Origin of the sequence: Pseudomonas oryzihabitans (genome assembly GCF_006384975.1) — a bacterium.
GTDB classification, from domain to species: Bacteria; Pseudomonadota; Gammaproteobacteria; order Pseudomonadales; family Pseudomonadaceae; genus Chryseomonas; species Chryseomonas psychrotolerans_B.
The window spans coordinates 5051678-5073237 of the sequence record NZ_CP021645.1 but is presented as its reverse complement, the minus strand read 5'-3'; the positions used below and the strand labels follow the sequence as shown (position 1 = coordinate 5073237).

Annotated in this window: 22 protein-coding genes, 1 other RNA gene and 1 pseudogene; 16 read left to right on the top strand and 8 right to left on the bottom strand. The window is 67.6% G+C overall.

The genetic code is table 11. The features are described 5' to 3' along the window. The first annotated feature begins 154 nt into the window (after positions 1-154). The 6 genes from CCZ28_RS22880 (at position 155) to otnI (ending at position 6102) form a co-directional block, all read left to right on the top strand. Positions 155-859: a FadR/GntR family transcriptional regulator gene (locus tag CCZ28_RS22880; protein WP_058787973.1), complete on the top strand. Its 705-nt coding sequence runs from the start codon at positions 155-157 to the stop codon at positions 857-859. A 20-nt stretch (positions 860-879) separates the two neighbouring features. After that, a complete protein-coding gene (gene ltnD, locus CCZ28_RS22875; protein WP_140221022.1) occupies positions 880-1773 on the top strand; it encodes an L-threonate dehydrogenase in 894 nt (297 codons plus the stop codon). Positions 1774-1778: 5 nt separating this feature from the next. Next, positions 1779-3071, top strand: a complete 1293-nt coding sequence (otnK, locus tag CCZ28_RS22870) for a 3-oxo-tetronate kinase (RefSeq protein WP_140221021.1) — start codon at positions 1779-1781, stop codon at positions 3069-3071. Next, positions 3068-3706, top strand: a complete 639-nt coding sequence (gene otnC / locus CCZ28_RS22865) for a 3-oxo-tetronate 4-phosphate decarboxylase (RefSeq protein ID WP_140221020.1) — start codon at positions 3068-3070, stop codon at positions 3704-3706. Before otnK ends, otnC begins: the two co-directional genes overlap by 4 nt. A 141-nt stretch (positions 3707-3847) precedes the next feature. Beyond that, the gene (locus tag CCZ28_RS22860) at positions 3848-5308 is read left to right on the top strand and encodes a GntT/GntP/DsdX family permease (RefSeq protein WP_140221019.1); all 1461 of its coding nucleotides are present in this window, start codon (positions 3848-3850) and stop codon (positions 5306-5308) included. Between the two features lie 14 nt (positions 5309-5322). Next, positions 5323-6102, top strand: coding sequence for a 2-oxo-tetronate isomerase (gene otnI, locus CCZ28_RS22855; RefSeq protein ID WP_140221018.1), 780 nt, complete (start codon positions 5323-5325; stop codon positions 6100-6102). 253 nt (positions 6103-6355) lie between these two features. On the opposite strand, the gene CCZ28_RS22850 is transcribed toward otnI, so the two are convergent. Both CCZ28_RS22850 and CCZ28_RS22845 read right to left on the bottom strand, forming a co-directional pair. Then, entirely contained in the window at positions 6356-6907 is a 552-nt protein-coding gene (locus CCZ28_RS22850) for a hypothetical protein (protein WP_058780128.1), read from the bottom strand. Positions 6908-6947: 40 nt separating this feature from the next. Further along, positions 6948-7039, bottom strand: a non-coding RNA gene (locus CCZ28_RS22845) — sX9 sRNA. A gap of 130 nt (positions 7040-7169) precedes the next feature. Here CCZ28_RS22845 and xseA point away from each other — a divergent pair. Beyond that, on the top strand, positions 7170-8549 hold the full coding sequence (gene xseA, locus CCZ28_RS22840; RefSeq protein ID WP_140221017.1) for an exodeoxyribonuclease VII large subunit: 1380 nt from the start codon (positions 7170-7172) through the stop codon (positions 8547-8549). Between the two features lie 73 nt (positions 8550-8622). Next, positions 8623-9660: a purine-nucleoside phosphorylase gene (locus tag CCZ28_RS22835; protein WP_140221016.1), complete on the top strand. Its 1038-nt coding sequence runs from the start codon at positions 8623-8625 to the stop codon at positions 9658-9660. Positions 9661-9671: 11 nt separating this feature from the next. Here CCZ28_RS22835 and CCZ28_RS22830 read toward each other — a convergent pair whose 3' ends face one another. Beyond that, positions 9672-9926 (bottom strand): hypothetical protein, encoded by a 255-nt coding sequence (locus CCZ28_RS22830; protein WP_140221015.1) that lies wholly within the window; start codon positions 9924-9926, stop codon positions 9672-9674. Positions 9927-10089: 163 nt separating this feature from the next. Between CCZ28_RS22830 and CCZ28_RS22825 the strand changes: the two genes are divergently transcribed. Further along, entirely contained in the window at positions 10090-11196 is a 1107-nt protein-coding gene (locus CCZ28_RS22825) for an L-dopachrome tautomerase-related protein (protein WP_140221014.1), read from the top strand. 76 nt (positions 11197-11272) lie between these two features. Next, positions 11273-12094, top strand: coding sequence for a peptidoglycan DD-metalloendopeptidase family protein (locus CCZ28_RS22820; RefSeq protein WP_140221013.1), 822 nt, complete (start codon positions 11273-11275; stop codon positions 12092-12094). Between the two features lie 51 nt (positions 12095-12145). On the opposite strand, the gene CCZ28_RS22815 is transcribed toward CCZ28_RS22820, so the two are convergent. Next, on the bottom strand, positions 12146-13030 hold the full coding sequence (locus CCZ28_RS22815) for a LysR family transcriptional regulator (protein WP_140221012.1): 885 nt from the start codon (positions 13028-13030) through the stop codon (positions 12146-12148). A 109-nt stretch (positions 13031-13139) separates the two neighbouring features. Between CCZ28_RS22815 and lldD the strand changes: the two genes are divergently transcribed. Together lldD and CCZ28_RS22805 are read left to right on the top strand one after the other, a co-directional pair. Next, positions 13140-14282 carry an FMN-dependent L-lactate dehydrogenase LldD gene (gene lldD / locus CCZ28_RS22810; RefSeq protein WP_140221011.1) on the top strand — a complete coding sequence of 381 codons (1143 nt, stop codon included), beginning with the start codon at positions 13140-13142 and terminating at the stop codon, positions 14280-14282. 228 nt (positions 14283-14510) lie between these two features. Continuing rightward, on the top strand, positions 14511-14717 hold the full coding sequence (locus tag CCZ28_RS22805) for a hypothetical protein (RefSeq protein WP_140221010.1): 207 nt from the start codon (positions 14511-14513) through the stop codon (positions 14715-14717). Here the strand turns inward: CCZ28_RS22805 and CCZ28_RS22800 are convergent. Both CCZ28_RS22800 and CCZ28_RS22795 read right to left on the bottom strand, forming a co-directional pair. Then, positions 14714-15268 carry a DUF488 domain-containing protein gene (locus CCZ28_RS22800; protein ID WP_140221009.1) on the bottom strand — a complete coding sequence of 185 codons (555 nt, stop codon included), beginning with the start codon at positions 15266-15268 and terminating at the stop codon, positions 14714-14716. The two genes, CCZ28_RS22805 and CCZ28_RS22800, sit on opposite strands and share 4 nt — an antisense overlap. Before the next feature lie 6 nt (positions 15269-15274). Then, positions 15275-15664 carry a DUF6491 family protein gene (locus CCZ28_RS22795; protein WP_140221008.1) on the bottom strand — a complete coding sequence of 130 codons (390 nt, stop codon included), beginning with the start codon at positions 15662-15664 and terminating at the stop codon, positions 15275-15277. Positions 15665-15776: 112 nt separating this feature from the next. Here CCZ28_RS22795 and CCZ28_RS22790 point away from each other — a divergent pair, with 112 nt between their 5' ends. The 4 genes and pseudogenes from CCZ28_RS22790 to CCZ28_RS25235 all read left to right on the top strand — a co-directional run bounded on the left by CCZ28_RS22790 (position 15777) and on the right by CCZ28_RS25235 (position 18520). Beyond that, the gene (locus CCZ28_RS22790; RefSeq protein WP_140221007.1) at positions 15777-17057 is read left to right on the top strand and encodes a mechanosensitive ion channel family protein; all 1281 of its coding nucleotides are present in this window, start codon (positions 15777-15779) and stop codon (positions 17055-17057) included. Between the two features lie 27 nt (positions 17058-17084). Beyond that, a complete protein-coding gene (locus CCZ28_RS22785) occupies positions 17085-17753 on the top strand; it encodes a glutathione S-transferase family protein (protein WP_140221006.1) in 669 nt (222 codons plus the stop codon). Positions 17754-17894: 141 nt separating this feature from the next. Then, positions 17895-18053, top strand: a pseudogene (locus CCZ28_RS25240) (helix-turn-helix domain-containing protein); the annotation flags it as partial. 188 nt (positions 18054-18241) lie between these two features. After that, on the top strand, positions 18242-18520 hold the full coding sequence (locus tag CCZ28_RS25235) for a hypothetical protein (RefSeq protein ID WP_437179246.1): 279 nt from the start codon (positions 18242-18244) through the stop codon (positions 18518-18520). Positions 18521-18607: 87 nt separating this feature from the next. On the opposite strand, the gene nirD is transcribed toward CCZ28_RS25235, so the two are convergent. Then, positions 18608-18964, bottom strand: a complete 357-nt coding sequence (gene nirD, locus CCZ28_RS22775) for a nitrite reductase small subunit NirD (RefSeq protein WP_140221005.1) — start codon at positions 18962-18964, stop codon at positions 18608-18610. A 2-nt stretch (positions 18965-18966) separates the two neighbouring features. After that, the gene (gene nirB, locus CCZ28_RS22770; protein WP_140221004.1) at positions 18967-21516 is read right to left on the bottom strand and encodes a nitrite reductase large subunit NirB; all 2550 of its coding nucleotides are present in this window, start codon (positions 21514-21516) and stop codon (positions 18967-18969) included. Between the last annotated feature and the right edge of the window lie 44 nt (positions 21517-21560).

Below are 21560 nucleotides of genomic sequence, written 5' to 3'. Positions count from 1 at the left end.
TTTCCACCTGCTCTAGCCTGCCCCTGTCCCCCGCAGCGGCCGTTACAAAAATTCCGTAGTGCCTCAGTCAAAACCACTACACAAAGCCAAAAGCCTGTGCGAAAGTAACGTCACAACCTGTATGACAACCTTATAACCACATAAGCAGGTCTCCATGTTCGCCAAGGTCCCCGCCAATGTCCTGAGCGACAACGTCGCTCAGCAGCTGCTGGACAAGATCGAAGCCGGTGTTTTCGCACCCGGTACCAAGATCCCCAGCGAAGCCCTGCTCTCCGAAGCCTTCGGCGTCAGCCGCACCGTGGTGCGCGAGGCCATCTCGCGACTGAAGAACGAAGGCGTGCTGCAGCCCCAGCAAGGCCGCGGCATCTTCGTCACCGCTCATGCCAGCATCCGCCCGCTGCGCATCGACGCCGACGAAGCCAGCCTGCCCGGCAGCGTCTTCCACCTGTTGGCCCTGCGCCGCGCCATCGAAGCGGAGATCGCCTCCGAAGCCGCTATCAACCGCAGCGAGACCGATCTGGTCGCCATCGACGAAGCCCTCGCCGCCATCGACGAAGACGTGGCCGACGGCCGTGACGGTGTCCGTGCCGACGTGGCCTTCCACCGCACCATCGCCCAGGCCACCGGCAACCCCTACTTCATCAAGACCCTGGAGTTCGTCAGCCAGTACCTGGAGACGGCCACGCGCATCACCCGCACCAACGAGGCGCGGCGCGAGGACTTTTCCCGCCAGGTGCATGAAGAACACCAAGCCATCGTTGCCGCCATCCGCCTCGGCGATCCCCTGGCCGCCGCCAACGCGGCCCGCCAGCACATCTACAACGCCGCCCGCCGCCTGCGGCAGGCCGGCTTCGCCTGACCTTTTCGGAGAACAACAAGATGCAAGACAATGTCGGTGTCATCGGCCTCGGGGCCATGGGTCTGGGCGTCGCCCGGTCGCTGCTGCGCGCGGGCTTCGCCGTGCATGCCTGCGACGTGCGCGCCAGCGTGCTGGAAGCCTTCGCCAGCGAAGGCGGAGTGGCCTGCACCTCGCCCGCCGCCCTGGCCGATAGCTGCGACATCCTCATCACCGTGGTGGTCAATGCCGAGCAGACCGAAGCCGTGCTGTTCGGCGAGCAGGGCGCGGTTGCCGCCCTGCGTCCGGGCAGCCTGGTGATCGCCTGCGCCACCGTGGCTCCGGCCTACGCCGTGGAGCTGGGCGAGCGCCTGGCCGAGCGGGGCATCCTGCTGCTGGACGCCCCGCTGTCCGGCGGCGCGGCCAAGGCCGCCAGCGGCGAGATGACTATGATGACCTCCGGTAGCTCGGAAGCCTATGCCAAGGGCGAGGCGGTACTCGCCGCCATGGCCGGCAAGGTCTATCGCCTGGGCGATGCCCCCGGCCAGGGTTCCAAGGTCAAGATCATCAACCAGCTCCTGGCCGGGGTGCACATCGCCGCCTCCGCTGAGGCCATGGCCCTGGGCCTGCGCGAAGGCGTCGACCCGGACGCGCTGTACGAGGTCATCACCCACAGCGCCGGCAATTCCTGGATGTTCGAGAATCGCGTGCCGCACATCCTCAAGGCCGACTACACGCCGCTGTCCGCGGTGGACATCTTCGTCAAGGACCTCGGCCTGGTGCTGGATACCGCGCGCACCTCGAAATTCCCGCTGCCGCTGTCGGCCACCGCCCACCAGATGTTCATGCAGGCCTCCACCGCGGGCTTCGGTCGTGAAGACGACTCGGCCGTGATCAAGATCTTCCCGGGCATCGAGCTGCCCAAGGCCGCGGAGTGAGCCCGATGAGCCCGACCGAGACCCGCCCGCTGCTGGGCTGTATCGCCGACGACTTCACCGGCGCCACCGATCTCGCCAACATGCTGGTGCGCGGCGGCATGCGCACCGTGCAGGTGATCGGCGTACCCGCGGCGGACGTCGAACTGGAGGCCGCCGACGCCGTGGTAGTGGCGCTGAAATCCCGCACCACGCCGGCTGCCGAGGCGGTGAGCGAATCCCTGGCCGCCCTCGCCTGGCTGCGCCAGCGCGGCTGCCGGCAGTTCTTCTTCAAGTACTGCTCCACCTTCGATTCCACCGCGGAAGGCAACATCGGCCCGGTGGCCGAGGCCCTGCAAGCGGCGCTGGACTGCGACTTCACCCTGGCCTGCCCGGCCTTCCCGGAGACCGGTCGCACCCTGTTCCGCGGCCATTTGTTCGTGCAGGACCAACTGCTCAGCGAATCCGGCATGCAGCACCACCCGCTGACGCCCATGGGCGACGCCAACCTGGTGCGGGTGCTGCAAGCCCAGAGTCGCGCCAAGGTCGGCCTGCTGCGCTATGACCAAATCGCCCAGGGCCCCGCAGCCGTGCGCCAGGCCATCGCCGAGCTACGCGAGTCGGGTCACCGCCTGGCCATCGCCGATGCCCTGTCCGACACCGACCTGCACACCCTGGGCGCGGCCTGTGCCGAGCTGCCCCTGGTGACTGGTGGGTCAGGCATCGCCCAGGGCCTGCCGGAGAATTTTCGCCGCGCCGGTCTGCTGGACAAGCACGACGCCGCCGCCCTCGACCTGCCCGTCGGTGGCGAGGCGGTACTGGCCGGCAGCGCGTCCCAGGCCACCAACGGCCAGGTCGCGGCCTGGCTGGAAGCCGACCGCCCGGCCCTGCGCCTGGATCCGCTGGCGCTGGCCCAGGGTGACGAGTCCATCGACGCCGCTCTCACCTGGGCGCGCGAGCAGGGCCAGGCCGTGCTGATCTATGCCACCAGCCCCGCCGACGAGGTCAAGGCCATCCAGCGCGAGCTGGGCGTGGCGCGTGCCGGCGAACTGGTGGAACGCGCCCTCGGCCTGATCGCCCGTGGCCTGTTCGACAGCGGCGTGCGCCGCCTGGTGGTGGCTGGTGGCGAGACCTCCGGCGCCGTGGTCCAGGCCCTGGGCGTGCGGACCCTGCGCATCGGCGCCCAGATCGATCCGGGGGTGCCCGCCACCCTGGGACAGGTGCAGGGCGAACCCCTGGCCCTGGCGCTCAAGTCCGGCAACTTCGGCAGCCGCGACTTCTTCGCCAAGGCCCTGCGCCAGCTGGCAGGAGAAAAAGCATGAGCAACGAAGCCCGGCTGCGCGAGGAGATCTGCACCGTCGGCGCCAGCCTCTATGCCCGCGGCTACACCGTAGGCAGCGCCGGCAACATCAGCGCCCGCCTGGAAGACGGCTGGCTGATCACCCCCACCGATGCCTGCCTGGGTCGCCTCGATCCGGCGGCCATCGCCAAGGTCGGCCTGAACGGCGACTGGGTCTCCGGGGACAAGCCGTCCAAGACCCTGGCCTTGCATCGCCAGGTCTATGACCGCAATCCCGGTGTCGGCGGGGTGGTACACACCCACTCCACCCACCTGGTGGCCCTGACCCTGGCCGGCGTCTGGCGCCCGGACGACATCCTGCCGCCCATCACGCCCTATCAGGTGATGAAGGTCGGCCATATCCCGCTGATCCCCTATGCGCGCCCGGGTGCCGCCAGTGTCGCCGAGCAGGTGGCGCAATTGGCCAACCGGGTACGTGGGGTGATGCTCGAACGCCTCGGCCCGGTGGTCTGGGAGAGCAGCGTGAGCAAGGCCAGCTTCGCCCTGGAGGAGCTGGAAGAAACCGCGCGGCTGTGGCTGCTGACCGAGCCGCGCCCGGCGCCGCTCGATGCTGCCGCCTTGGCCGAACTGGCGAAGACCTTCGGCGCCGTCTGGTGACCTGAAGACCCGCACCACTGGAATACCCGCCCACGATGGCCGCTGTTGGCCGTCGCGGGAGCGGCTTGCCCTGAACAACAACAATAGCGAGGAAAATGCCATGCCCTACGTCGTCAGCCCCATCCGCTCGGAGCGTCGCTCATGAGTCCGTTGCTGCTGGTCCTCATCGCCGCGGCCGGGATCGCCCTGCTGCTGTTCCTGGTCTTGAAGTACAAGTTCCAGCCCTTCGTGGCGCTGATGCTGGTGAGTATCCTGGTGGCCCTGGCCGCCGGGGTGGAACCGTCCAAGCTGGTCGCCACCATCGAAGGCGGCATGGGCAAGATCCTCGGCCACATCGCCATCATCATCGCCCTGGGCGCCATGATCGGCCGCATCATCGAGCTGTCCGGCGGCGCCGAGGCCCTGGCCAAGACCCTGATCGAGCGCTTCGGCAACAGACGCACGCCGCTGGCCCTGACCCTGGCCGGCTTCCTGGTCGGTATCCCGGTGTTCTTCGAGGTCGGGGTGATCGTCTTGATGCCGCTGGCCTATGGCATCGCCCGTACCGCGCGCAAACCGCTGATCGTCTTCGCCCTGCCCATGTGCGCCACCATGCTCACGGTGCACGCCATGCTGCCGCCCCATCCGGGCGCCGTGGCCGCCGCCGGCCAACTGGGCGCGGACCTGGGCCGGGTACTGCTGTTCGGCCTGCCGATCACCGCGGTGCTGGCGCTGGTCGGCTGGTGGATCGCCGGGCGCATGACCCGCCGCCACTATCCCATGACCGACGACATCCGCACCGACGTCTATGGCGCCCAAGTCACCGACACCCATCTGCAGCAATGGGGCCGCGGCCAGGACATGGACCCGGGGCTGCCCAGCCTCGGTGCCGCCGCGGTCAAGATGGACGAGACCCCGGCCGGCGTCGCCGCCGGTCTGCCGCCCGCCCCGGCCCCCGGCTTCGGCCTGGTGGTGACCCTGATCCTGCTGCCCATCGTGCTGATCCTGCTAGGCACCCTGGCCACCAGTTGGCTGCCGGCCGGCAATCTGCTGCGCGACATCCTCACCGTGGTCGGCGCGCCCCTGGTGGCCCTGCTTATCGACACCCTGCTGTGCGCCTATGTGCTGGGCTTCCGGCGCGGCTGGTCGCGCGAGCAGGTGTCGGAGGTCATCGGCTCGGCGCTGCCCGGCGTCGCCATGGTCATCCTCATCGCCGGTGCCGGCGGGGTGTTCGGCAAGGTGCTGGTGGACACCGGCATCGGCGCGGTGGTCTCGGAACTGCTGCGCGCCACCGGCCTGCCGGTGCTGGCGCTGGGCTTCGTGCTAACCCTGCTGCTGCGGGCGGTCCAGGGCTCCACCACCGTGGCCCTGGTCACCACCGCCGGCATCCTCGGCCCGCTGATCGCCACCCTGGGTCTCTCGGCCAACCACATGGCCCTGCTGTGCCTGGCCATGGGTGCCGGCGGCCTGGCCGTGTCGCACATCAACGACGCCGGCTACTGGATCTTCACCAAGCTGGTCGGCCTGAGCGTCGCCGATGGCTTGCGCACCTGGACCGTCTTGACCACGCTGCTGGGTGTCCTGGGCTTCGCCATCACCCTGCTGCTCTGGCCCTTCGTCTGACTTAGGAAATCGCCATGCCCCGTTTCGCCGCCAACCTCAGCATGCTCTATCCCGAGCAGGCCTTCCTCGACCGCTTCGCCGCTGCCGCGGCGGACGGCTTCCAGGCCGTGGAATACCTCTTTCCCTACGAGCACTCCGCCGCCGAGATCAAGGCCCGCCTGGACGGTGCCGGCCTGACCCAGGTGCTGTTCAACGCGCCGCCCGGTGACTGGGCGGCCGGCGAACGCGGCCTGGCCGCCCTGCCCGGCCGCGAGGCCGAGTGCCGCGCCGGCATCGACCGCGCCCTGGACTACGCCGCCGTGCTGGGCAATCGCCTGGTCCACGTCATGGCCGGCTTGCTACCGGCCGGGGTCGACCGGGCCCGCGCCCGCGACACCTACCTGGGCAACCTGGCCCATGCCGCCGAACAGGCGGCCACGGCCGGGGTGACGATCCTCATCGAGCCGATCAACCCGCGTGACATGCCGGGCTACTTCCTCAACCGCCAGGACGACGCCCAGGCCATCCGCCAGGCCATAGGCGCTGACAATCTCAAGGTGCAGTTCGACTGCTACCACTGCCAGATCGTCGAGGGTGACGTCAGCAAGACCTTCGAGCGCGACCTCGCCGGCATCGGCCACGTGCAGATCGCCGGGGTGCCCGACCGCCACGAACCGGACCTGGGCGAGCTGTACTATCCCTACCTGTTCGAGCGCTTCGACGCCCTCGGCTACGACGGTTGGATCGGCTGCGAGTATCGCCCCCGCGGCGATACCTCGGCGGGGCTGGAGTGGTTGCGCAAGTTGCAGGCATAAGAGACGTAGGTTGGGTTGAGCGCAGCGAAGCCCAACACCCCACCGCGCGTGCCTGTTGGGCTTCGACGAAAGAGCCGTCTCAACCCAACCTACCATCAAGCACCGTGCCCGGTGGAAAACGCTACGCGGTTTTCCACGCTACGGATCTATCGCTCTATCGCGGCCATGCCGGTGCGCCGTAGCGACCGCTCCTACAGCACTCGGTTTACCCCGTAGGAGCGGCCCATGGCCGCGATAAAACGTCCTAAAAACCCTACACCTCCACCACCGCCAACGGCTGCCCCAGCCGCCGGCGGAATTCCTCCAGGAAGGCCGGCGCGAAGGCCCGGGCCGGCCAGTGGTTGAAGATGAAGCCCAGGTCGGAAAAGGCGCAGGGCTGGGGGAAGTCGAAGCCGTTGATGTCGTCTTCGTGATCGCATTCCGGACAGGCGAAGTTGTCGCTTTCCGCCGGCATCCAGACTTCCAGGTGCTCGAACAGCGCCTCGCCGATCTCGCGGCGGCAGGCGGGGCAGCGCGCTCGGCCGGCGAAGCCGTCCAGCGGGGTGAAGATGCAGCGTTCGGTGACGATTTCCAGACCGCCGTCGGCATAGTCGCGCGGATCGTCCATGCCTGGCGCCAGGCGCAGCACCTCGGTCAGCCGCGGCCCCGGCGCATGGCCGCGTCGGCCGCGGCTGGGCAGGCAGGGCGAGGCCTCGGCTGCGACCACGCCAGAGGCGGCGAGCCAGCCGAGGATTTCCACCGCTGTACGCTCCACCCGCGGATGGCTGGAGATACGGGGAGCGAGGATGGTCTGGCGCAGGGTCATGGAACCTAGGTCTCGAAGGCAGGGGCGCGCAGTTTAGAGCGGCGAACAAAACGTAGCGAGCGGTTGTCAGGCGGGCGTGCGCGGCGCGCAGGAACCGGACCGGGCTCGCGCACGAGTGTACGAGTGGTACATGAGGATTCCGAGCACTGCACGCGCCCGTCTGGCGGACGCGCAGTAGTTTTGTTGGTCGCTCTTAATCCGCTGCTCGCCCCGCGCCCTTAGCTGCTAAGGTGACGCCGACGAAAGCCACAGAAAGTGCCCCATGTTCAAGGACCCCTTCGCCCGCCTCGGTCTCGACCGCGAGGTGCTCAGCGTCAGCCAGCTCAACAGCCGCGCCCGGGTGCTACTGGAGGACGTCTTCGCCCAGGTCTGGGTCGAGGGCGAGATCTCCAACCTGGCCAAGCCCGCCTCGGGCCACCTCTATTTCACCCTCAAGGATGGCCAGGCCCAGGTGCGTTGCGCCCTGTTCCGCCAGCACGCCAGCCGGGTGCGCCAGGCGCTGCGTGACGGCCTGGCGGTCAAGGTGCGCGGCAAGGTCTCGCTGTTCGAAGGCCGTGGCGACTACCAGCTGATCCTCGACAGCGTCGAACCGGCCGGCGATGGCGCCCTGCGCCTGGCCTTCGAGGCGCTCAAGGAACGCCTGGCCGCCGAGGGCCTGTTCGCCGCCGAGCGCAAGCGACCGCTGCCCGCCCATCCCCAACGCATCGGCATCGTCTCCTCGCCGACCGGCGCGGTGATCCGCGACATCATCAGTGTGTTCAAGAGACGCGCGCCCCAGGTGGAATTGACCCTGGTCCCCACCGCCGTGCAGGGTCGCGAGGCCACCGCCCAGATCGTCCGCGCCCTGCAGCTGGCCGATCGCCAGGGTTTCGATGCGCTGATCCTGGCCCGGGGCGGCGGCTCCCTGGAAGACCTCTGGTGCTTCAACGAAGAACCCGTGGCCCGCGCCCTGGCCGCCTGCCAGACCCCGGTGGTGAGCGCTGTCGGCCATGAGACCGACGTCTCCATCGCCGACTTCGTCGCCGACGTCCGCGCGCCGACCCCGTCGGCAGCGGCGGAATTGCTGGCGCCCCACAGCGCCGATCTACGCCAGCGGCTGGACGGCCTGCAGCACCAGTTGCTGCTGCGCATGCGCGAGCGCCTGGCCCGCGAGCGCCTGCGCCTGGAAGCCTGCAGCCGTCGCCTGCGTCATCCCGGCGAGCGGCTACGCCAGCAGGCCCAGCGCCTGGATGACCTGGACCTGCGTCTGCGACGTGCCTATGTCATCGCCCAGAATCGTCGCCGCGATCGCCTGGCCCACCTGGACACCCGCCTGGCCGGTCAGCATCCCGGGCGCCAGCTGGCCCAGTTGCGCCAACGCCTGGAGCTCCTGGCCGAGCAACTGCCGCGCGTCATGCAGCGGCAGTTGAAGGAGCGCCAGCAGCGTCTGGCCGGCGCGGTGCAGACCCTGCAGATCGTCAGCCCCCTGGCCACCCTGGGCCGCGGCTACAGCATCCTGCTCGACGAGCGCGGTCACGCCGTGCGTTCAGCCGCTGAGGTCGCCAATGGACAGAAACTCACCGCCCGGCTCGCCCAGGGCGAACTGGCGGTACGGGTACTGGACAATCACCAAGAACCAACCACTCTGTCTCTGTTGGACTAAACAGTCCAACCCGGACCGATGATGGCACGCATCTTGAACCCTCGGTCAGGAATTTTCCCCACCGAGGCTCTCCATGCACGCCCTTCTACGCTCTTCCCTGTTGCCCCTCACCACCGCCCTGCTGGCCGGCACGGCCCAGGCCGAGACCCCGCCCGCCGCGCCGCTGCAACCCAAGGTCATGATCGTGGCCATGTTCGGTCCCGAGGCCCAGACCTGGATCGATCGCCTCAAGCTCACCCGCAAGGTCGCCGTCGATGGTCTTTCCGCCGACTACCCCAATGTGCTCTGCAATGAGGCACGGGTGTGCCTGATGACCACCGGAATGGGGCATGCCAACGCTGCCGCCTCGACCCTGGCGTTGACCCTGTCGCCCAAGTTCGACCTGCGCAAGACCTACTTCCTGGTCGCCGGCATCGCCGGGATCAGCCCCAAGGAAGGCACCCTGGGCACCACCGCCTGGGCCCGCTACCTGGTGGACTTCGGTATCCAATGGGAAATCGATTCGCGGGACGTACCCAAGGACTGGCCGACCGGCTACCTGGGCATTAATACCCGTAGCCCCAGCGAGAAGCCGCCGCTGGACTACAAGACCGAGGTGTTCGAACTCAATGTGCGCCTGAGAGACAAGGCCTACGCCCTGTCCCGCCAAGCCCAACTGACCGAGAGCGCGGAATCCAAGGCCTGGCGCCAACGCTACGACTACGCCCCGGCCAACCAGCCGCCGGTGGTGACCCGCTGCGACACCCTGGCCGGCGATACCTGGTATTCCGGTACCCGCCTCTCCGAGCGGGCCGAGGAATGGACCCGCCTGCTCACCGATGGCCAAGGTCGTTACTGCACCACCCAACAGGAAGACAACGCCACCTACGAGGCGCTACTGCGCGCCAGCCGCCTGGGCAAGGTCGACCTGCAACGCCTGGCGGTGGTCCGCGCCGGTTCGGACTTCGACCGCCCGGCCAAGGGCGCCTCCGAGGTGGACAACCTGCTCGACTACGCCAAGCAGGGCGGCTTCGCCCCGGCGCTGGAGAATCTCTATCGCACCGGCAATCCGCTGGTGCAGGAGATCGTCGAGCACTGGAACGTCTGGCAGAAGGGCGTTCCCGCGAGCTAAGAGCCTGAGGATTACTGCGCCCGCTCCGTCCCTTGCGGCGTCGCCTGGGAAGGATTGGCGGTGTCCGGCGCCCGTGGTGCCAGCAGGTCCTTGTTGGTCTGCTCCACCGTCCGCCCGGGGGATTGGGTAGCGGGATCGCTGCCCGGGGCGCTCTTCTGCACCACCTCGCTGCGCTGGGGTGGCGGTGTTTCCGGCGGCTTGTCGCAGCCGGCGAGCAGGGCGCTCAGGGTAAGCAGGGCCAGGCTGCTGGTAACGAAACGGGGCATGGTCTTCTCCTCTGGGGTTTCAAGGAGGACTGCCGGATTCCCCGTCGCGTTCCCCCGCCAAGGCACGCCCGGCCGGTCGTCGGCCCTGGCGATCTTCGCCGCGCTAGGCGCAGTCGTACCTGTAGCACCGGAGCTTCCGGTCACCGCCTACAAGGACACCGCCATGCCCAGCCTCGCCCTCAATCGCCTCGCCCTGGCCACCCTGCTGGCCACGCTGCCACTCGCCCCTGCCGCCTTCGCCGCCGACCCCAGCGCCAAGCTGGAAAAGGTCGCCAGCTTCGATCACCAAGTGACTGGCGTCACCGTCAGCGAGACTGGACGGATCTTCGTCAACTTCCCGCGCTGGACCGAAGACAGCGAGGTCTCGGTCGCCGAACTCAAGCCCGATGGCAGCTTGGTGCCCTATCCCGACGCCGCCTGGAACGGCTGGCGCAATGCCAAGCGCGACGAGCTGACGCCGGGCGACCGCTGGGTGTGCGTGCAATCCGTGGTAGCCGACGGCCGGGGCAGCCTCTGGGTGATCGACCCGGGTGCCCCCGCTCAAGCGCTGGTGGTGCCCGGCGCGCCCAAGCTGGTGAAGATCGACCTGGCCAGCAATCAGGTCAGCAAGGTCTATGCGCTGGACGAGAGCGTGGCGCCCCAGGGTAGCTACCTCAACGACGTGAGATTCAGCCCGGACGGTCGCCATGCCTACATCACCGACTCCGGCGCCCGAGGCGCCCTGGTGGTACTGGATCTAGAGAGCGGCAAGGCCCGCCGTGCCCTGGATGGCGACCCCAGCACCCAGGCCGAGAAGGGCGTCAAGGTCAAGGCCGATGGCAAGCCGCTGATGCGCCCCGATGGCCGTGGCGTGGAATTCGCCGCCGACGGCATCGCCCTCTCCCCGACCGGCGACTACCTCTACTGGCAGGCGGTCAAGGGCAACACCCTCTATCGCATTCCCACCGCCGCCCTGCAGAGCGACGATCTCGCCAGCCTGCCGGCCAAGGTGGAAAAGGTCGGCGAGAACGGCCCGGCCGACGGCCTGCTGATGGATCCCCAGGGCCGACTCTATGTCAGTTCGGTGGAAGAGCATGCGGTCAAGGTCCGGGAGAACGGCCAGCTCACCACCCTGGTCCAGGACAAGAAACTGAGCTGGCCCGACACCTTCGGCCGCGGTCCGGACGGCACCGTCTATGTCACGGATTCGCGCATCCCCGAGATGAGTTTCTTCGATCCCAAGCAGGAGCCCGCCCTGGAAACCGTGCTCTACAAGATCGTGCCCAACTGACGAAGCGGGCCGCCAGCGCCTTGCCTTGCGGCCTCTGCCTGCCCCAGCATGGGCGTTTTCGCCACCGGAAGCGCCCATGTCCCGCCTGTTCGCCCTGCTCTGCTGCCTGCTGCTGACCCTTCCCGCCCACGCCGGTACCTATCTGCAGCGCCTGCTGGACAAGCCCGTGCCCGGTGGCGTGGCCGTGGTGCCGGTCCCTGGCGAGCAGGCGCCGCGGGTGAGCTACCAGGGCAAACCGGTGCTGGTGGTCAAGGACGGCAACGGCTGGGTGGCCATCGTCGGCATCCCCCTGGGTACGGCAACTGGCCGCCAGCAACTGCAAGTCGCCGGCGCTGCGCCCTTGGCGTTCACCGTTGGCAGCCGGCATTACGCCGAACAGCGCATCACCCTGAAGAACCAGCGCCAGGTCACCCCCAATCCCGAGGACCTCAAGAGGTTCGAGCACGAGCTGGCCGAGCAGCAGGCCGCCTACCGGCTGTTCTCGCCGAACCAGCCGAGCAACCTGCTGTTGGACAAACCGGTGAATGGCCCGCTTTCCAGCCCCTTCGGCCTGCGCCGCTTCTTCAACGGCCAGGAGCGCAATCCCCATTCCGGCCTGGACTTCGCCGTGCCGGCCGGCACCCCAGTCAAGGCGCCCGCCGCCGGCAAGGTGGTGCTGGTGGGCGACTACTTCTTCAACGGCAAGACGGTGTTCGTCGACCACGGCCAGGGTTTCATCAGCATGTTCTGCCACCTCTCGCGGATCGACGTCCAGGTCGGCCAGCAGGTGCCCCGCGGCGGCGTGATCGGCCAGGTCGGCAGCACCGGGCGTGCCACAGGGCCGCACCTGCACTGGAACGTCAGCCTCAACGACGTGCGGGTCGACCCGAGCATCTTCATCGGCGCCTTCACGCCCTGAGGCCTGGACCAGCCGGGCAAGGACCAGGGCGCGCAAGCCAACCCCTCAACACTAGGATGACGCGAACCGCTCCTTCGCCAGGTCCAGCCAGGCCAGGGCGGCCGGGGACAGGTGCGCGTTCCGGCGCCAGGCCAGTGCCAGCCGCCATTCGGTATTGGGCGCGTCCAGGGGCACCATCACCAACCCTTGGCGGAGATGCTGCCTCGCCACCACCCTCGGCAGGAAGGCCAGGCCCAGCCCGGCCTCGACCAGGTCGGCGATGAAGTCGATCTGGGCACTGCGCGCCACTACCCGCGGTACCACACCGGCCAGGGCGCAAGCGGCCAGGATCTTGACATTCAGCGCGAAGCCGGCCTCGAACAGGATGAAGGGCTCCGTCGCCAACGTCCGAATGTCCAGGCGCTGGCGGCCAGCGAGCGGGTGCCGCGCGGGCAGCACCACCATCAGCGGCTCGCTGCGCACCTCCTGATAGTCGAACTCCTCGGGAACCGGCATCAGGATGGCGGCCAGGTCCACCTCGCCCGCCGCCAGGCTTTCGGCCAGTCGCTGGCCGCCCTGCTCGACCAGCTCGACATCCAGTTCGGGATAGCGCTGCCGAAAGGTCGCGAACAGGGCGGCGAACAGGGCGCCACTGCCCACGGGCGGCAGACCGATGCGCAAGCGTCCCTGCTTCAAGCCACGCAGCGCCTCGAGCTCGGCCAGTAAATCACTTTGTTCGGCGAGGAGTACCAGGGCTCTTCGATAGAGGATTTCACCCGCCGTGGTCAGCTCGATGCCCTGCCCCAGCCTGTTCAGCAGCGGCAGCCCCAGGTCGTCCTCCAGCGTCTTGACCGCCTTGCTCACCGTGGACTGCGTCAGGCAGACCACCGGGGCCGCTTGCGAAAAGCCGCCCTGGCGAACGACCTCGACGAAGGTTCGCAGCATACGCAGATTCATGGGTATTCCCTTTACGACTCGAAGCCATGGAAAAAAGTCGTTTCTATCATAACGATCTTTTCCTTAGCCTGGCTTCAGCCACCTCGGCCCCAGACAGGGAGACTTACCCATGATCATCTCTTCCGCCAGCGACTACCGTGCCGCCGCCAAACACAAGCTGCCGCGCTTTCTCTTCGACTACATCGACGGCGGCGCCTATGCCGAACACACCCTGGGCGCCAACACCGCGGACCTCTCCAGCATCAGCCTGCGCCAACGCATTCTGCGCAAGGTGGACGACCTGAGCCTGGAAACCACCCTCTTCGGGCAGTCCCAGGCGCTCCCGGTGGTGCTGAGCCCAGTCGGTCTCACCGGCATGTATGCCCGGCGTGGCGAAGTCCAGGCCGCCAAGGCGGCGGCCAACAAGGGGATCCCGTTCTGTCTGTCCACCGTCTCGGTCTGTCCGCTCGAAGAGGTCGCCGCCCAGACGCCAGGACCGCTGTGGTTCCAACTCTATGTGCTCAAGGACCGTGGCTTCATGCGCAACGTACTGGAGCGGGCCCAGGCAGCCGGCGTCACCACCCTGGTGTTCACCGTCGACATGCCCACCCCCGGGGCCCGCTATCGCGATGCGCACTCCGGCATGTCCGGCCCCTACGCCTCGCCCCGGCGCATCCTGCAAGCCATGGGCAAACCGCAATGGGCTTTCGATGTCGGGCTGCGGGGCCGGCCTCATGACCTCGGTAACGTCTCCAGGTACCTGGGCAAGGCCACCTCGCTCGAAGACTATGTGGGCTGGCTGGCGAAGAACTTCGATCCCTCGATCAGTTGGCAGGATCTGGAATGGATCCGGGAGTTCTGGCAGGGGCCGATGATCATCAAGGGCATTCTGGACCCCGATGATGCCAAGGACGCGGTGCGCTTCGGCGCCAACGGCATCGTGGTCTCCAACCATGGCGGTCGGCAGTTGGATGGCGTCCTCTCCACCGCCAGGGCGCTGCCACGCATCGCCCAACAGGTAGGCAGCGACCTGACCGTGCTGGTCGACTCGGGCATCCGCTCGGGGCTCGACGTGGTGCGTATGCTGGCACTGGGTGCCCGCGGCGTCCTGCTCGGCCGCGCCGCCGTCTACGCCTTGGCCGCCGCCGGCCAGGGCGGGGTGGAAAACCTGCTGGACATCTTTGCCCAGGAGATGCGCGTGGCCATGACCCTGACAGGCGTGACCCGTATCGATCAGATCGACGCCAGCAACCTGGTGGAAGACGCTCGCTGAGGCCGACCGCTGTCCCACGCCGTGACGGATCGCTACGGCCATGGCCCGCGCCTGAGCGCTGGCCATGAGGCCGCCCTGGGCCAATGAGCGATTCAGTGACCTCTCCTCAAGACGGCGACGGCCTGGCAGGATGCCTAAACAATTGGTTGCAGTGGCAGGCATTGCCAGGCATCCGGCTTCGGCTTAAAAGGGACGCCCCCATCCGCCCAAGCCCCGGAATGACCCGCCATGACGCCAAAACCCCGCTTCGGCAGCGCCCTCGGCAGCATCCTCTTGGTCGCCGCAGCCTGCTATCTGCTGGTCGGCTTTTCCCAGGGCTTCGTGCTGTCGGCCTGGTCCTGGCGTACCTGGGTGGTCTATGCCGTCCTGGTGACGGTCTATCCCGTTGGCCTGTTCGCCGGCTGGTGGAAGAAGCGCGAGCCGGTCGAGCGCTAGCTCCAGCCGTGGCGGGCATAGGCCCGCCCCAACCGCTCCTCCCGCGAACTGAACAGATCGCCATCCGCCAGGCCGCTCGCGGCCAGGAGTCGGTCTTCCAGTTCGGCCTGGCTTTCCAGGCGCCCGTCCGGGTGGATGTGCATCACCGCCAAGCCCCGCTGCACCAGACAGGGCGCTACCAGCAAACCGCGATGGCAGGTCAGGGGATCGCGCTCGGCGCACAGCAGGGCGATGCGCCAACGCGTCTGGCCCTGCTCCAGCCGCAGCAGTCCCTGCTGGAATAGCTCACTGGCGGCCAAGCGGTCGTAGCGAAGCCGACCGTCCTGGTAATGCGCCGGGTCAGGGCTGCGCGCCCCCAGCTCCGCCCCGAGGAAGACATAGGCGATCCCTGCGGTCGCCAGGCCCTCGCGCAGGGCCTCCCGGCAAAACTGCGGCACATGGCGGCTATAGGGCTGGGAACGCACATCGGCCACGGCCGTCACGCCCTGGGCCTGGAGCAGCTCGACATAGCGCGCCAGGGGGTGATTGGAATGCCCGAGGGTCAGGATCATGGCGGCTCAACGCAGCGGATCGAGGCGGTACAGGCCGCCGATGGGGCAGTCCATCCGGCTGCCCCGGGCATCGGTGGAGACCAGGAAATCGCCCGGTCGCAAGCCGGCGGCGCGTGAGCGATAGCCCAGGCGATTGCCTGCGGCGAGGTTACCGCAGGGCGCGGCGAAGTCCACCAGATAGGCCCGGCCCAGGCCGGTTCCCAACGCCAGGTGGCGGCTATCCAGGTAGTTCCAACCGGACAGATCGAAGCCGAGGATGGTGTCCACCGGCGCGCCCTGGCGATAACCCAACTCGGCCAGCCGATCGTCCAGGGTCGGCGGGCCGAAGGGACGCGCCGCACAGCCGGCGAGCAGCACGGCAGCGGCCAGGAGCAGCGCAGTAGAGCGAACACGCATGGGAATTTTCCTGAACAGACTGAACCTTGGACCGGCCACCGGCGACGAATACGGCAACCGCGGCGCAGCTTTGCTAACGTGGCGCCCGTAGTATCCCGTCAAGAGACCCCCTATGCCCACGGCCCTTACCCAACTGATCGACGATCTGGAAAAACACCCGCAACTCACCACCCTACTCGCCTGCCTCGGCCTCCTGCTGGCCGCCTGGATCCTCAACTGGGTCGTCAAGCGTATCCTGGTGCGCGGCTTCTATCGCCTGCTGCGCAGCACCTCCTTCGGCCAGGACCAGGAACTCAATCACCACAGGGTCATCGGCCGGTTGGCCAACATCGTCCCGGCGCTGGTGCTGGCCGGCGGCGTGGGGCTGATCTCCGGTTTGCCCAAGGCGCTGGTCACCGTGGTGCAGAACGTCTGCAGCGCCTTCATCGTGCTGACCATCGCCCTGGCCCTGGGCAGCGCTCTCAACGTGATCAACGTGCTCTACTCGCGGCGGCCCTCGGCGCGACTCAAGCCGATCAAGGGCTATGTCCAGGTCAGCAAGATCGTCATCTATGCCATCGCGGTCATCCTGATGATCGCCACCCTGATCGATCGCTCGCCGCTGATCCTGCTCTCCGGCCTGGGTGCCATGGCCGCGGTGCTGCTGTTGATCTTCCAGGACACCCTGCTCTCCCTGGTGGCCAGCGTGCAGATCTCCAGCAACGACATCATTCGCGTCGGTGACTGGATCGAGATGCCCCAGCTCAACGCCGACGGCGACGTCATCGACATCGCCCTCCACACGGTGAAGGTGCAAAATTTCGACAAGACCATCACCACCATTCCCACCAAGAGATTCATCACCGACTCCTTCCGCAACTACCGCGGCATGCAGGAAGCCGGCGGCCGGCGCATCAAACGCTCGCTGAACATCGACCAGAACAGCGTGCACTTCCTCAGCGATGCCGAGCGCGAGCACCTGCACCGCTTCAACCTGCTGGACGACTACCTCACCGCCAAGGAAGAGGAACTCGCCGACTGGAATCTCAAGCTGGAAAAGCGCGGCCAGGAACCGGTCAACACCCGGCGGGTGACCAACCTGGGGACCTTCCGTGCCTATGTGGAACGCTACCTGCGCGCCCATCCCGGCGTACGCCAGGACATGACTCTCCTGGTGCGGCAGATGCCACTCTCCGCCGAGGGCCTGCCCATCGAGGTCTATTGCTTCACCAACACCACGGTGTGGGCGCAATATGAAGGTATCCAGGGGGACATCTTCGACCACCTGCTGGCCATCCTCCCGGAGTTCGGCCTCCATGTGTTCCAGCACCCGAGCGGACGCGACTTCCGCGGACGGCTCGACGCGCGGGACGCCATGACTTCACTGGGCGAGCCGGGCACCCCGGCGCCCTGATCCCCGGCCCAGGCTCAAGGAAAGACCATGATCATCGTCCACCACCTGAACAACTCCCGCTCCCAGCGGGTGCTCTGGCTGCTCGAAGAACTGGGCCTCGATTATCGGGTGCAGCGCTACGAGCGCGCCGCCGGCGGCCTGTTCGCCCCGCCGGAACTACGCGAGGTGCATCCGCTGGGCAAGTCGCCGGTGATCGTCGATGGCGACCTGACCCTGGCCGAATCCGGCGCCATAATCGACTACCTGGCGCGGCGCTACGGTCCCCAGTTGCTGCCGGCCCAGGACAGCCCCGAGTTCGTCCGCTATACCTACTGGCTGCACTACGCCGAGGGCTCGGCCATGACGCCGCTGCTGCTCAAGCTGGTGTTCGACCGCATCGCCACCTCGCCGATGCCCTTCTTCGCCAAGCCCATCGCCAAGGGCATAGCAGCCAAAGCCACGGCCAGCTTCATCCAACCGCAGTTGGACCTGCACCTGGATTACCTGGAAAGCCAGTTGGGCGCCAGCGGCTGGTTCGTCGGTGATAGCTTCAGCGCGGCCGATATCCAGCTCAGCTTCCCCCTGGAGGCCGCCAACGCCCGCGCCGGCCTGGACAACGGCAAGCGGCCCAAGCTCGTGGACTTCCTCCAGCGCATCCACGCCCGCCCGGCCTACCAGCGGGCGCTGCAGCAGGGCGGGCCCTACGTCTACGCCTGAGGGCCCGTTGGGCTTGGCTGCGCTCAACCCAACCTCGTAGCGTCCATGACCTCGATAAACCCCTCTCCCTCTGGCAGATGTATAGCCTGAGACAGGGTGGACACATCAAGCTGCGGCATCTGGCTAGAAGTGAGCAGGCCGATGCCGTGGCAGGAGAGGTCCACGATGGCGTTACGCGAAGAATTTGTTGACTTGGCACAACAGGCCGGAGCGAACGTACGCTTGCTGTGTCGCCGTTTCGGCATTAACCCGACGACGGCATGTAAATGGCTGGCGCGTGCCAGGGCCGGCGAAGCACTGACGGATCGCTCGCGCCGTCCGGCGACGTCGCCAGGCCGCTGTGCACCGAAACAGGCTTCCACCGCACGCTCAAGGCCGAAGTCCTGCAAGGCCCGCCGTGGGCAGTCCTGGACAAGGCGCAGTGGGCACTCGACCACTGGCGACAGCGCTACGATGCCTAGCGGCCGCATCAGGCGCCGGGTATACAGGTGCCCCAGACGCACTATCGGCCCAGCCCCCGCGCCTATTGCCCCACGCCACCTGCGCCGCAGTATGCTGAAGGCAGTATCATCCGTTCGGTGCGCGACCAGGGACTCATCCACTGCCGAGGCCAGGAGTGGCGGGTGGGCAAGGCCTTCCTCGGCAAGCCCGTGCTGATCCATTCCGAAGGGATGGATGGCCAGTACCACGTGCTCTGGCGCACCTGTCGCATCGCGTGCCTGAATCTACACCCCCGGACGGCGACGACGGGACGCTCCGTCGCCTGACACCTGTCCACCTTGTCCTCGAACAGGTGTCCACCATGTCTCCGGGCCATACACTCCGGGAGAGGGTTGGCGTGAGGGCAAGCCGCCTCAGGCGATCTCCACCTGCTCCCCGTTCAACCGCACCGCCCAGGTGGGCAAGGTCTGCTCGGGGTATTCCAAACAGCCGCCATCGCTCAGGCGGAAATGCTGCTTGTACAGCGGCGAAGCGATCACCAACTCACCGCCGAGGTGGCCGACGATGCCGCGGCCGATGACGTTGGCGCCGGACTTGGGATCGCGGTTGCCCACGGCGAAGACCTTCTGCTCGGTATCGGGCAGGTAGAACAACGCCACCTGCTCACCCTGGTGCAGGGCGACCACGCCGGATTGAGGCACCAGATCGGCCAGGCTGCACAGGGGTTGCCAGGCGGATTGCAGGGCGCGTGCGGTGTTGGTCTGGGTCATGGTCAAACCTCCTCGGTGACGGCGATCAGCTGAAGTTCATGGTGGCGCGCCGGCCGGCGCTGGCCGCGCTCCTTGACGAAGTGGATGTCCGGATCGCTGCCGCGCTCGTTGACGAAGGTGCGGAAGCGCTTGAGCTTGTCGGGATCGCTCAGGGCGTTGGCCCATTCGCACTCGTAGCGATCCACCACCAGTTGCATCTGGGCTTCCAGCTCGGCGGCCAGGCCCAGGCTGTCCTCGATGATCACCTGCTTGAGGTAGTCCAGGCCGCCCTCCAGGGATTCGCGCCACACCGAGGTGCGCTGCAGGCGGTCGGCGGTGCGGATGTAGAACATCAGCAGGCGGTCGATGTAGCGGATCAGCGTCTCGTCGTCGAGGTCGGTGGCGAACAGCTCGGCGTGGCGCGGCCGCATGCCGCCGTTGCCGCAGACATAGAGGTTCCAGCCGTTCTCGGTAGCGATCACGCCGATGTCCTTGCTCTGCGCCTCGGCGCATTCGCGGGTGCAGCCGCTGACGGCGAACTTGAGCTTGTGCGGGGCGCGCAGGCCCTTGTAGCGGTGCTCGATGTCCAGCGCCATCTTGACGCTGTCCTGCACCCCGTAGCGGCACCAGGTGCTACCCACGCAGCTCTTCACCGTGCGGGTGGACTTGCCGTAGGCATGGCCGGTCTCGAAGCCGGCGGCGATCAGTTCGCCCCAGATGTCCGGCAATTCGTGCAACTGGGCGCCGAACAGGTCGATGCGCTGGCCGCCGGTGATCTTGGTGTAGAGGTCGTATTTCTTCGCCACCTGGCCGATGGCGATCAGGCCTTCCGGGGTGATCTCGCCACCCGGGATGCGCGGCACCACTGAATAGGTGCCGTTCTTCTGCATGTTGGCCATGAAGGTGTCGTTGGTGTCCTGCAAGGGCACCAGGTGCGGATCGGTGATGGGCGCGTTCCAGCAGGAGGCCAGGATGTTGGCCACCGCGGGCTTGCAGATGTCGCAGCCGTGATGACCGCGGCCATGGCGGGCCAGCAGGTCGTCGAAGCTCTGGATGCCTTCCACGCGGACCAGGTGGTAGAGCTCCTGGCGGGTATGGGCGAAGTGCTCGCAGAGGCTCTTGTCGACTTCCACGCCGCGCGCCAGCAGCTCGTGCTCGAACACCTGCTTGACCAGCGCCGCGCAACCGCCGCAGCCGGTGCCGGCCTTGGTGCAGCTCTTGATGCCGGCCAGGTCGGTGCAGCCGGCGTCGATGGCGGCGCAGACGGCGCCCTTGGTGACGTTGTGGCAGGAGCAGAGGGTGGCGGTGGCCGGCAGGGCATCAGCGCCCAGGGTCGGGGCGCCCTCGCCCACCGGCATGATCAGGCTGGCCGGATCCTGGGGCAGCGGGATGCCGTTCTGGGCGTATTGCAGCAGGGTGTCGTAGTAGCTGTTGTCGCCCACCAGCACGGCGCCGAGCACCTGCTTGCCGTCAGCGGAGACCACCAGGCGGCGATAGCTGGCGCTGGCCTCGTCGATGTAGCGATAGCTGCGCGCGCCCGGGGTGGCGCCATGGGCATCGCCGATGGAGCCCACGTCCACGCCGAGCAGCTTGAGCTTGGTGGACATGTCGGCGCCGGTGAAGGGGGTGCTCTGGCCGTGGCAGAGTTCGGCGGAGACCAGGCGCGCCATCTGGTAGCCGGGGGCGACCAGGCCGAAGATGCTGCCGTTCCAGGCGGCACATTCACCGATGGCGTAGATGGCGGGATCGCTGGTCAGGCAGAGATTGTCCACCGCCACCCCGCCGCGCGGGCCGATTTCCAGGCCGCAGCCACGGGCCAAGGCATCCTGGGGGCGGATACCGGCAGAGAACAGCACCAGGTCGGTCTCGAGGAAATCCTCGCCGGCGAAGTTCATGCGGTAGCGGTATTCGCTGCCGGCGGTGATGTTCTGGGTGGCCTTGGACAGGTGCACGCCGACGCCGAGGTCTTCGATGCGCTGCTTGAGCGCGGCGCCACCCAGGTCATCCAGCTGCACCGGCATCAGGCGCGGGGCGAATTCCACCACATGGGCTTCCAGACCCAGGGATTTCAGGGCGTTGGCCGCTTCCAGGCCCAGCAGGCCACCGCCCACCACCACGCCACGGCGGGCCTTGGCGGCGGCCAGGCGGATGGTGTCCAGGTCATCCAGGGTGCGGTACACCAGGCGCGAATCGCCCTCGGCGCCTTCGATGGGCGGCACGAAGGGATAGGAGCCGGTGGCTAGCACCAGGCGGTCGTAACCGAAGGCGCCCTCGGCGGTCAGCACCTGGCGCTGCTCGCGGTCGATGGCGGTCACCGCGCAGCCCAGGTGCAGCACCAGGCCGGGTACGGCATAGAGGCCGGCTTCGCTCATGGCCAGGGATTCGGCATCGCGGCCGGCGAAGTATTCGGAGAGGTGCACCCGGTCGTAGGCGCGCTGGCGCTCTTCGCCGAAGACATGGATCTCGTAGTGATCCAGGGCGCCGGCGGCCAGCAGTTGCTCGACGAGGTGGTGACCGACCATGCCGTTGCCGACGACGATCAGGCGTTCTTTGCGGGTCACGATGCTGTTCATGGAGGCTATCCCCCGGCCGAGGCCAATCAGGTTGATTCGCGGCA

Bases quoted from the DNA above. Each gene is read 5' to 3' on its own strand.
- CCZ28_RS22805 (WP_140221010.1), top strand. From the start codon at position 14,511: ATGACGCCAAAACCCCGCTTCGGCAGCGCCCTCGGCAGCATCCTCTTG.
- lldD (WP_140221011.1), top strand. From the start codon at position 13,140: ATGATCATCTCTTCCGCCAGCGACTACCGTGCCGCCGCCAAACACAAG.
- CCZ28_RS22860 (WP_140221019.1), top strand. From the start codon at position 3,848: ATGAGTCCGTTGCTGCTGGTCCTCATCGCCGCGGCCGGGATCGCCCTG.
- ltnD (WP_140221022.1), top strand. From the start codon at position 880: ATGCAAGACAATGTCGGTGTCATCGGCCTCGGGGCCATGGGTCTGGGC.
- CCZ28_RS22835 (WP_140221016.1), top strand. From the start codon at position 8,623: ATGCACGCCCTTCTACGCTCTTCCCTGTTGCCCCTCACCACCGCCCTG.
- CCZ28_RS22785 (WP_140221006.1), top strand. From the start codon at position 17,085: ATGATCATCGTCCACCACCTGAACAACTCCCGCTCCCAGCGGGTGCTC.
- otnK (WP_140221021.1), top strand. From the start codon at position 1,779: ATGAGCCCGACCGAGACCCGCCCGCTGCTGGGCTGTATCGCCGACGAC.
- otnI (WP_140221018.1), top strand. From the start codon at position 5,323: ATGCCCCGTTTCGCCGCCAACCTCAGCATGCTCTATCCCGAGCAGGCC.
- otnC (WP_140221020.1), top strand. From the start codon at position 3,068: ATGAGCAACGAAGCCCGGCTGCGCGAGGAGATCTGCACCGTCGGCGCC.
- CCZ28_RS22795 (WP_140221008.1), bottom strand. From the start codon at position 15,664: ATGCGTGTTCGCTCTACTGCGCTGCTCCTGGCCGCTGCCGTGCTGCTC.
- nirD (WP_140221005.1), bottom strand. From the start codon at position 18,964: ATGACCCAGACCAACACCGCACGCGCCCTGCAATCCGCCTGGCAACCC.
- CCZ28_RS22800 (WP_140221009.1), bottom strand. From the start codon at position 15,268: ATGATCCTGACCCTCGGGCATTCCAATCACCCCCTGGCGCGCTATGTC.
- CCZ28_RS22825 (WP_140221014.1), top strand. From the start codon at position 10,090: ATGCCCAGCCTCGCCCTCAATCGCCTCGCCCTGGCCACCCTGCTGGCC.
- CCZ28_RS22790 (WP_140221007.1), top strand. From the start codon at position 15,777: ATGCCCACGGCCCTTACCCAACTGATCGACGATCTGGAAAAACACCCG.
- CCZ28_RS22830 (WP_140221015.1), bottom strand. From the start codon at position 9,926: ATGCCCCGTTTCGTTACCAGCAGCCTGGCCCTGCTTACCCTGAGCGCC.
- CCZ28_RS22850 (WP_058780128.1), bottom strand. From the start codon at position 6,907: ATGACCCTGCGCCAGACCATCCTCGCTCCCCGTATCTCCAGCCATCCG.
- nirB (WP_140221004.1), bottom strand. From the start codon at position 21,516: ATGAACAGCATCGTGACCCGCAAAGAACGCCTGATCGTCGTCGGCAAC.
- CCZ28_RS22815 (WP_140221012.1), bottom strand. From the start codon at position 13,030: ATGAATCTGCGTATGCTGCGAACCTTCGTCGAGGTCGTTCGCCAGGGC.
- CCZ28_RS22880 (WP_058787973.1), top strand. From the start codon at position 155: ATGTTCGCCAAGGTCCCCGCCAATGTCCTGAGCGACAACGTCGCTCAG.
- xseA (WP_140221017.1), top strand. From the start codon at position 7,170: ATGTTCAAGGACCCCTTCGCCCGCCTCGGTCTCGACCGCGAGGTGCTC.
- CCZ28_RS22820 (WP_140221013.1), top strand. From the start codon at position 11,273: ATGTCCCGCCTGTTCGCCCTGCTCTGCTGCCTGCTGCTGACCCTTCCC.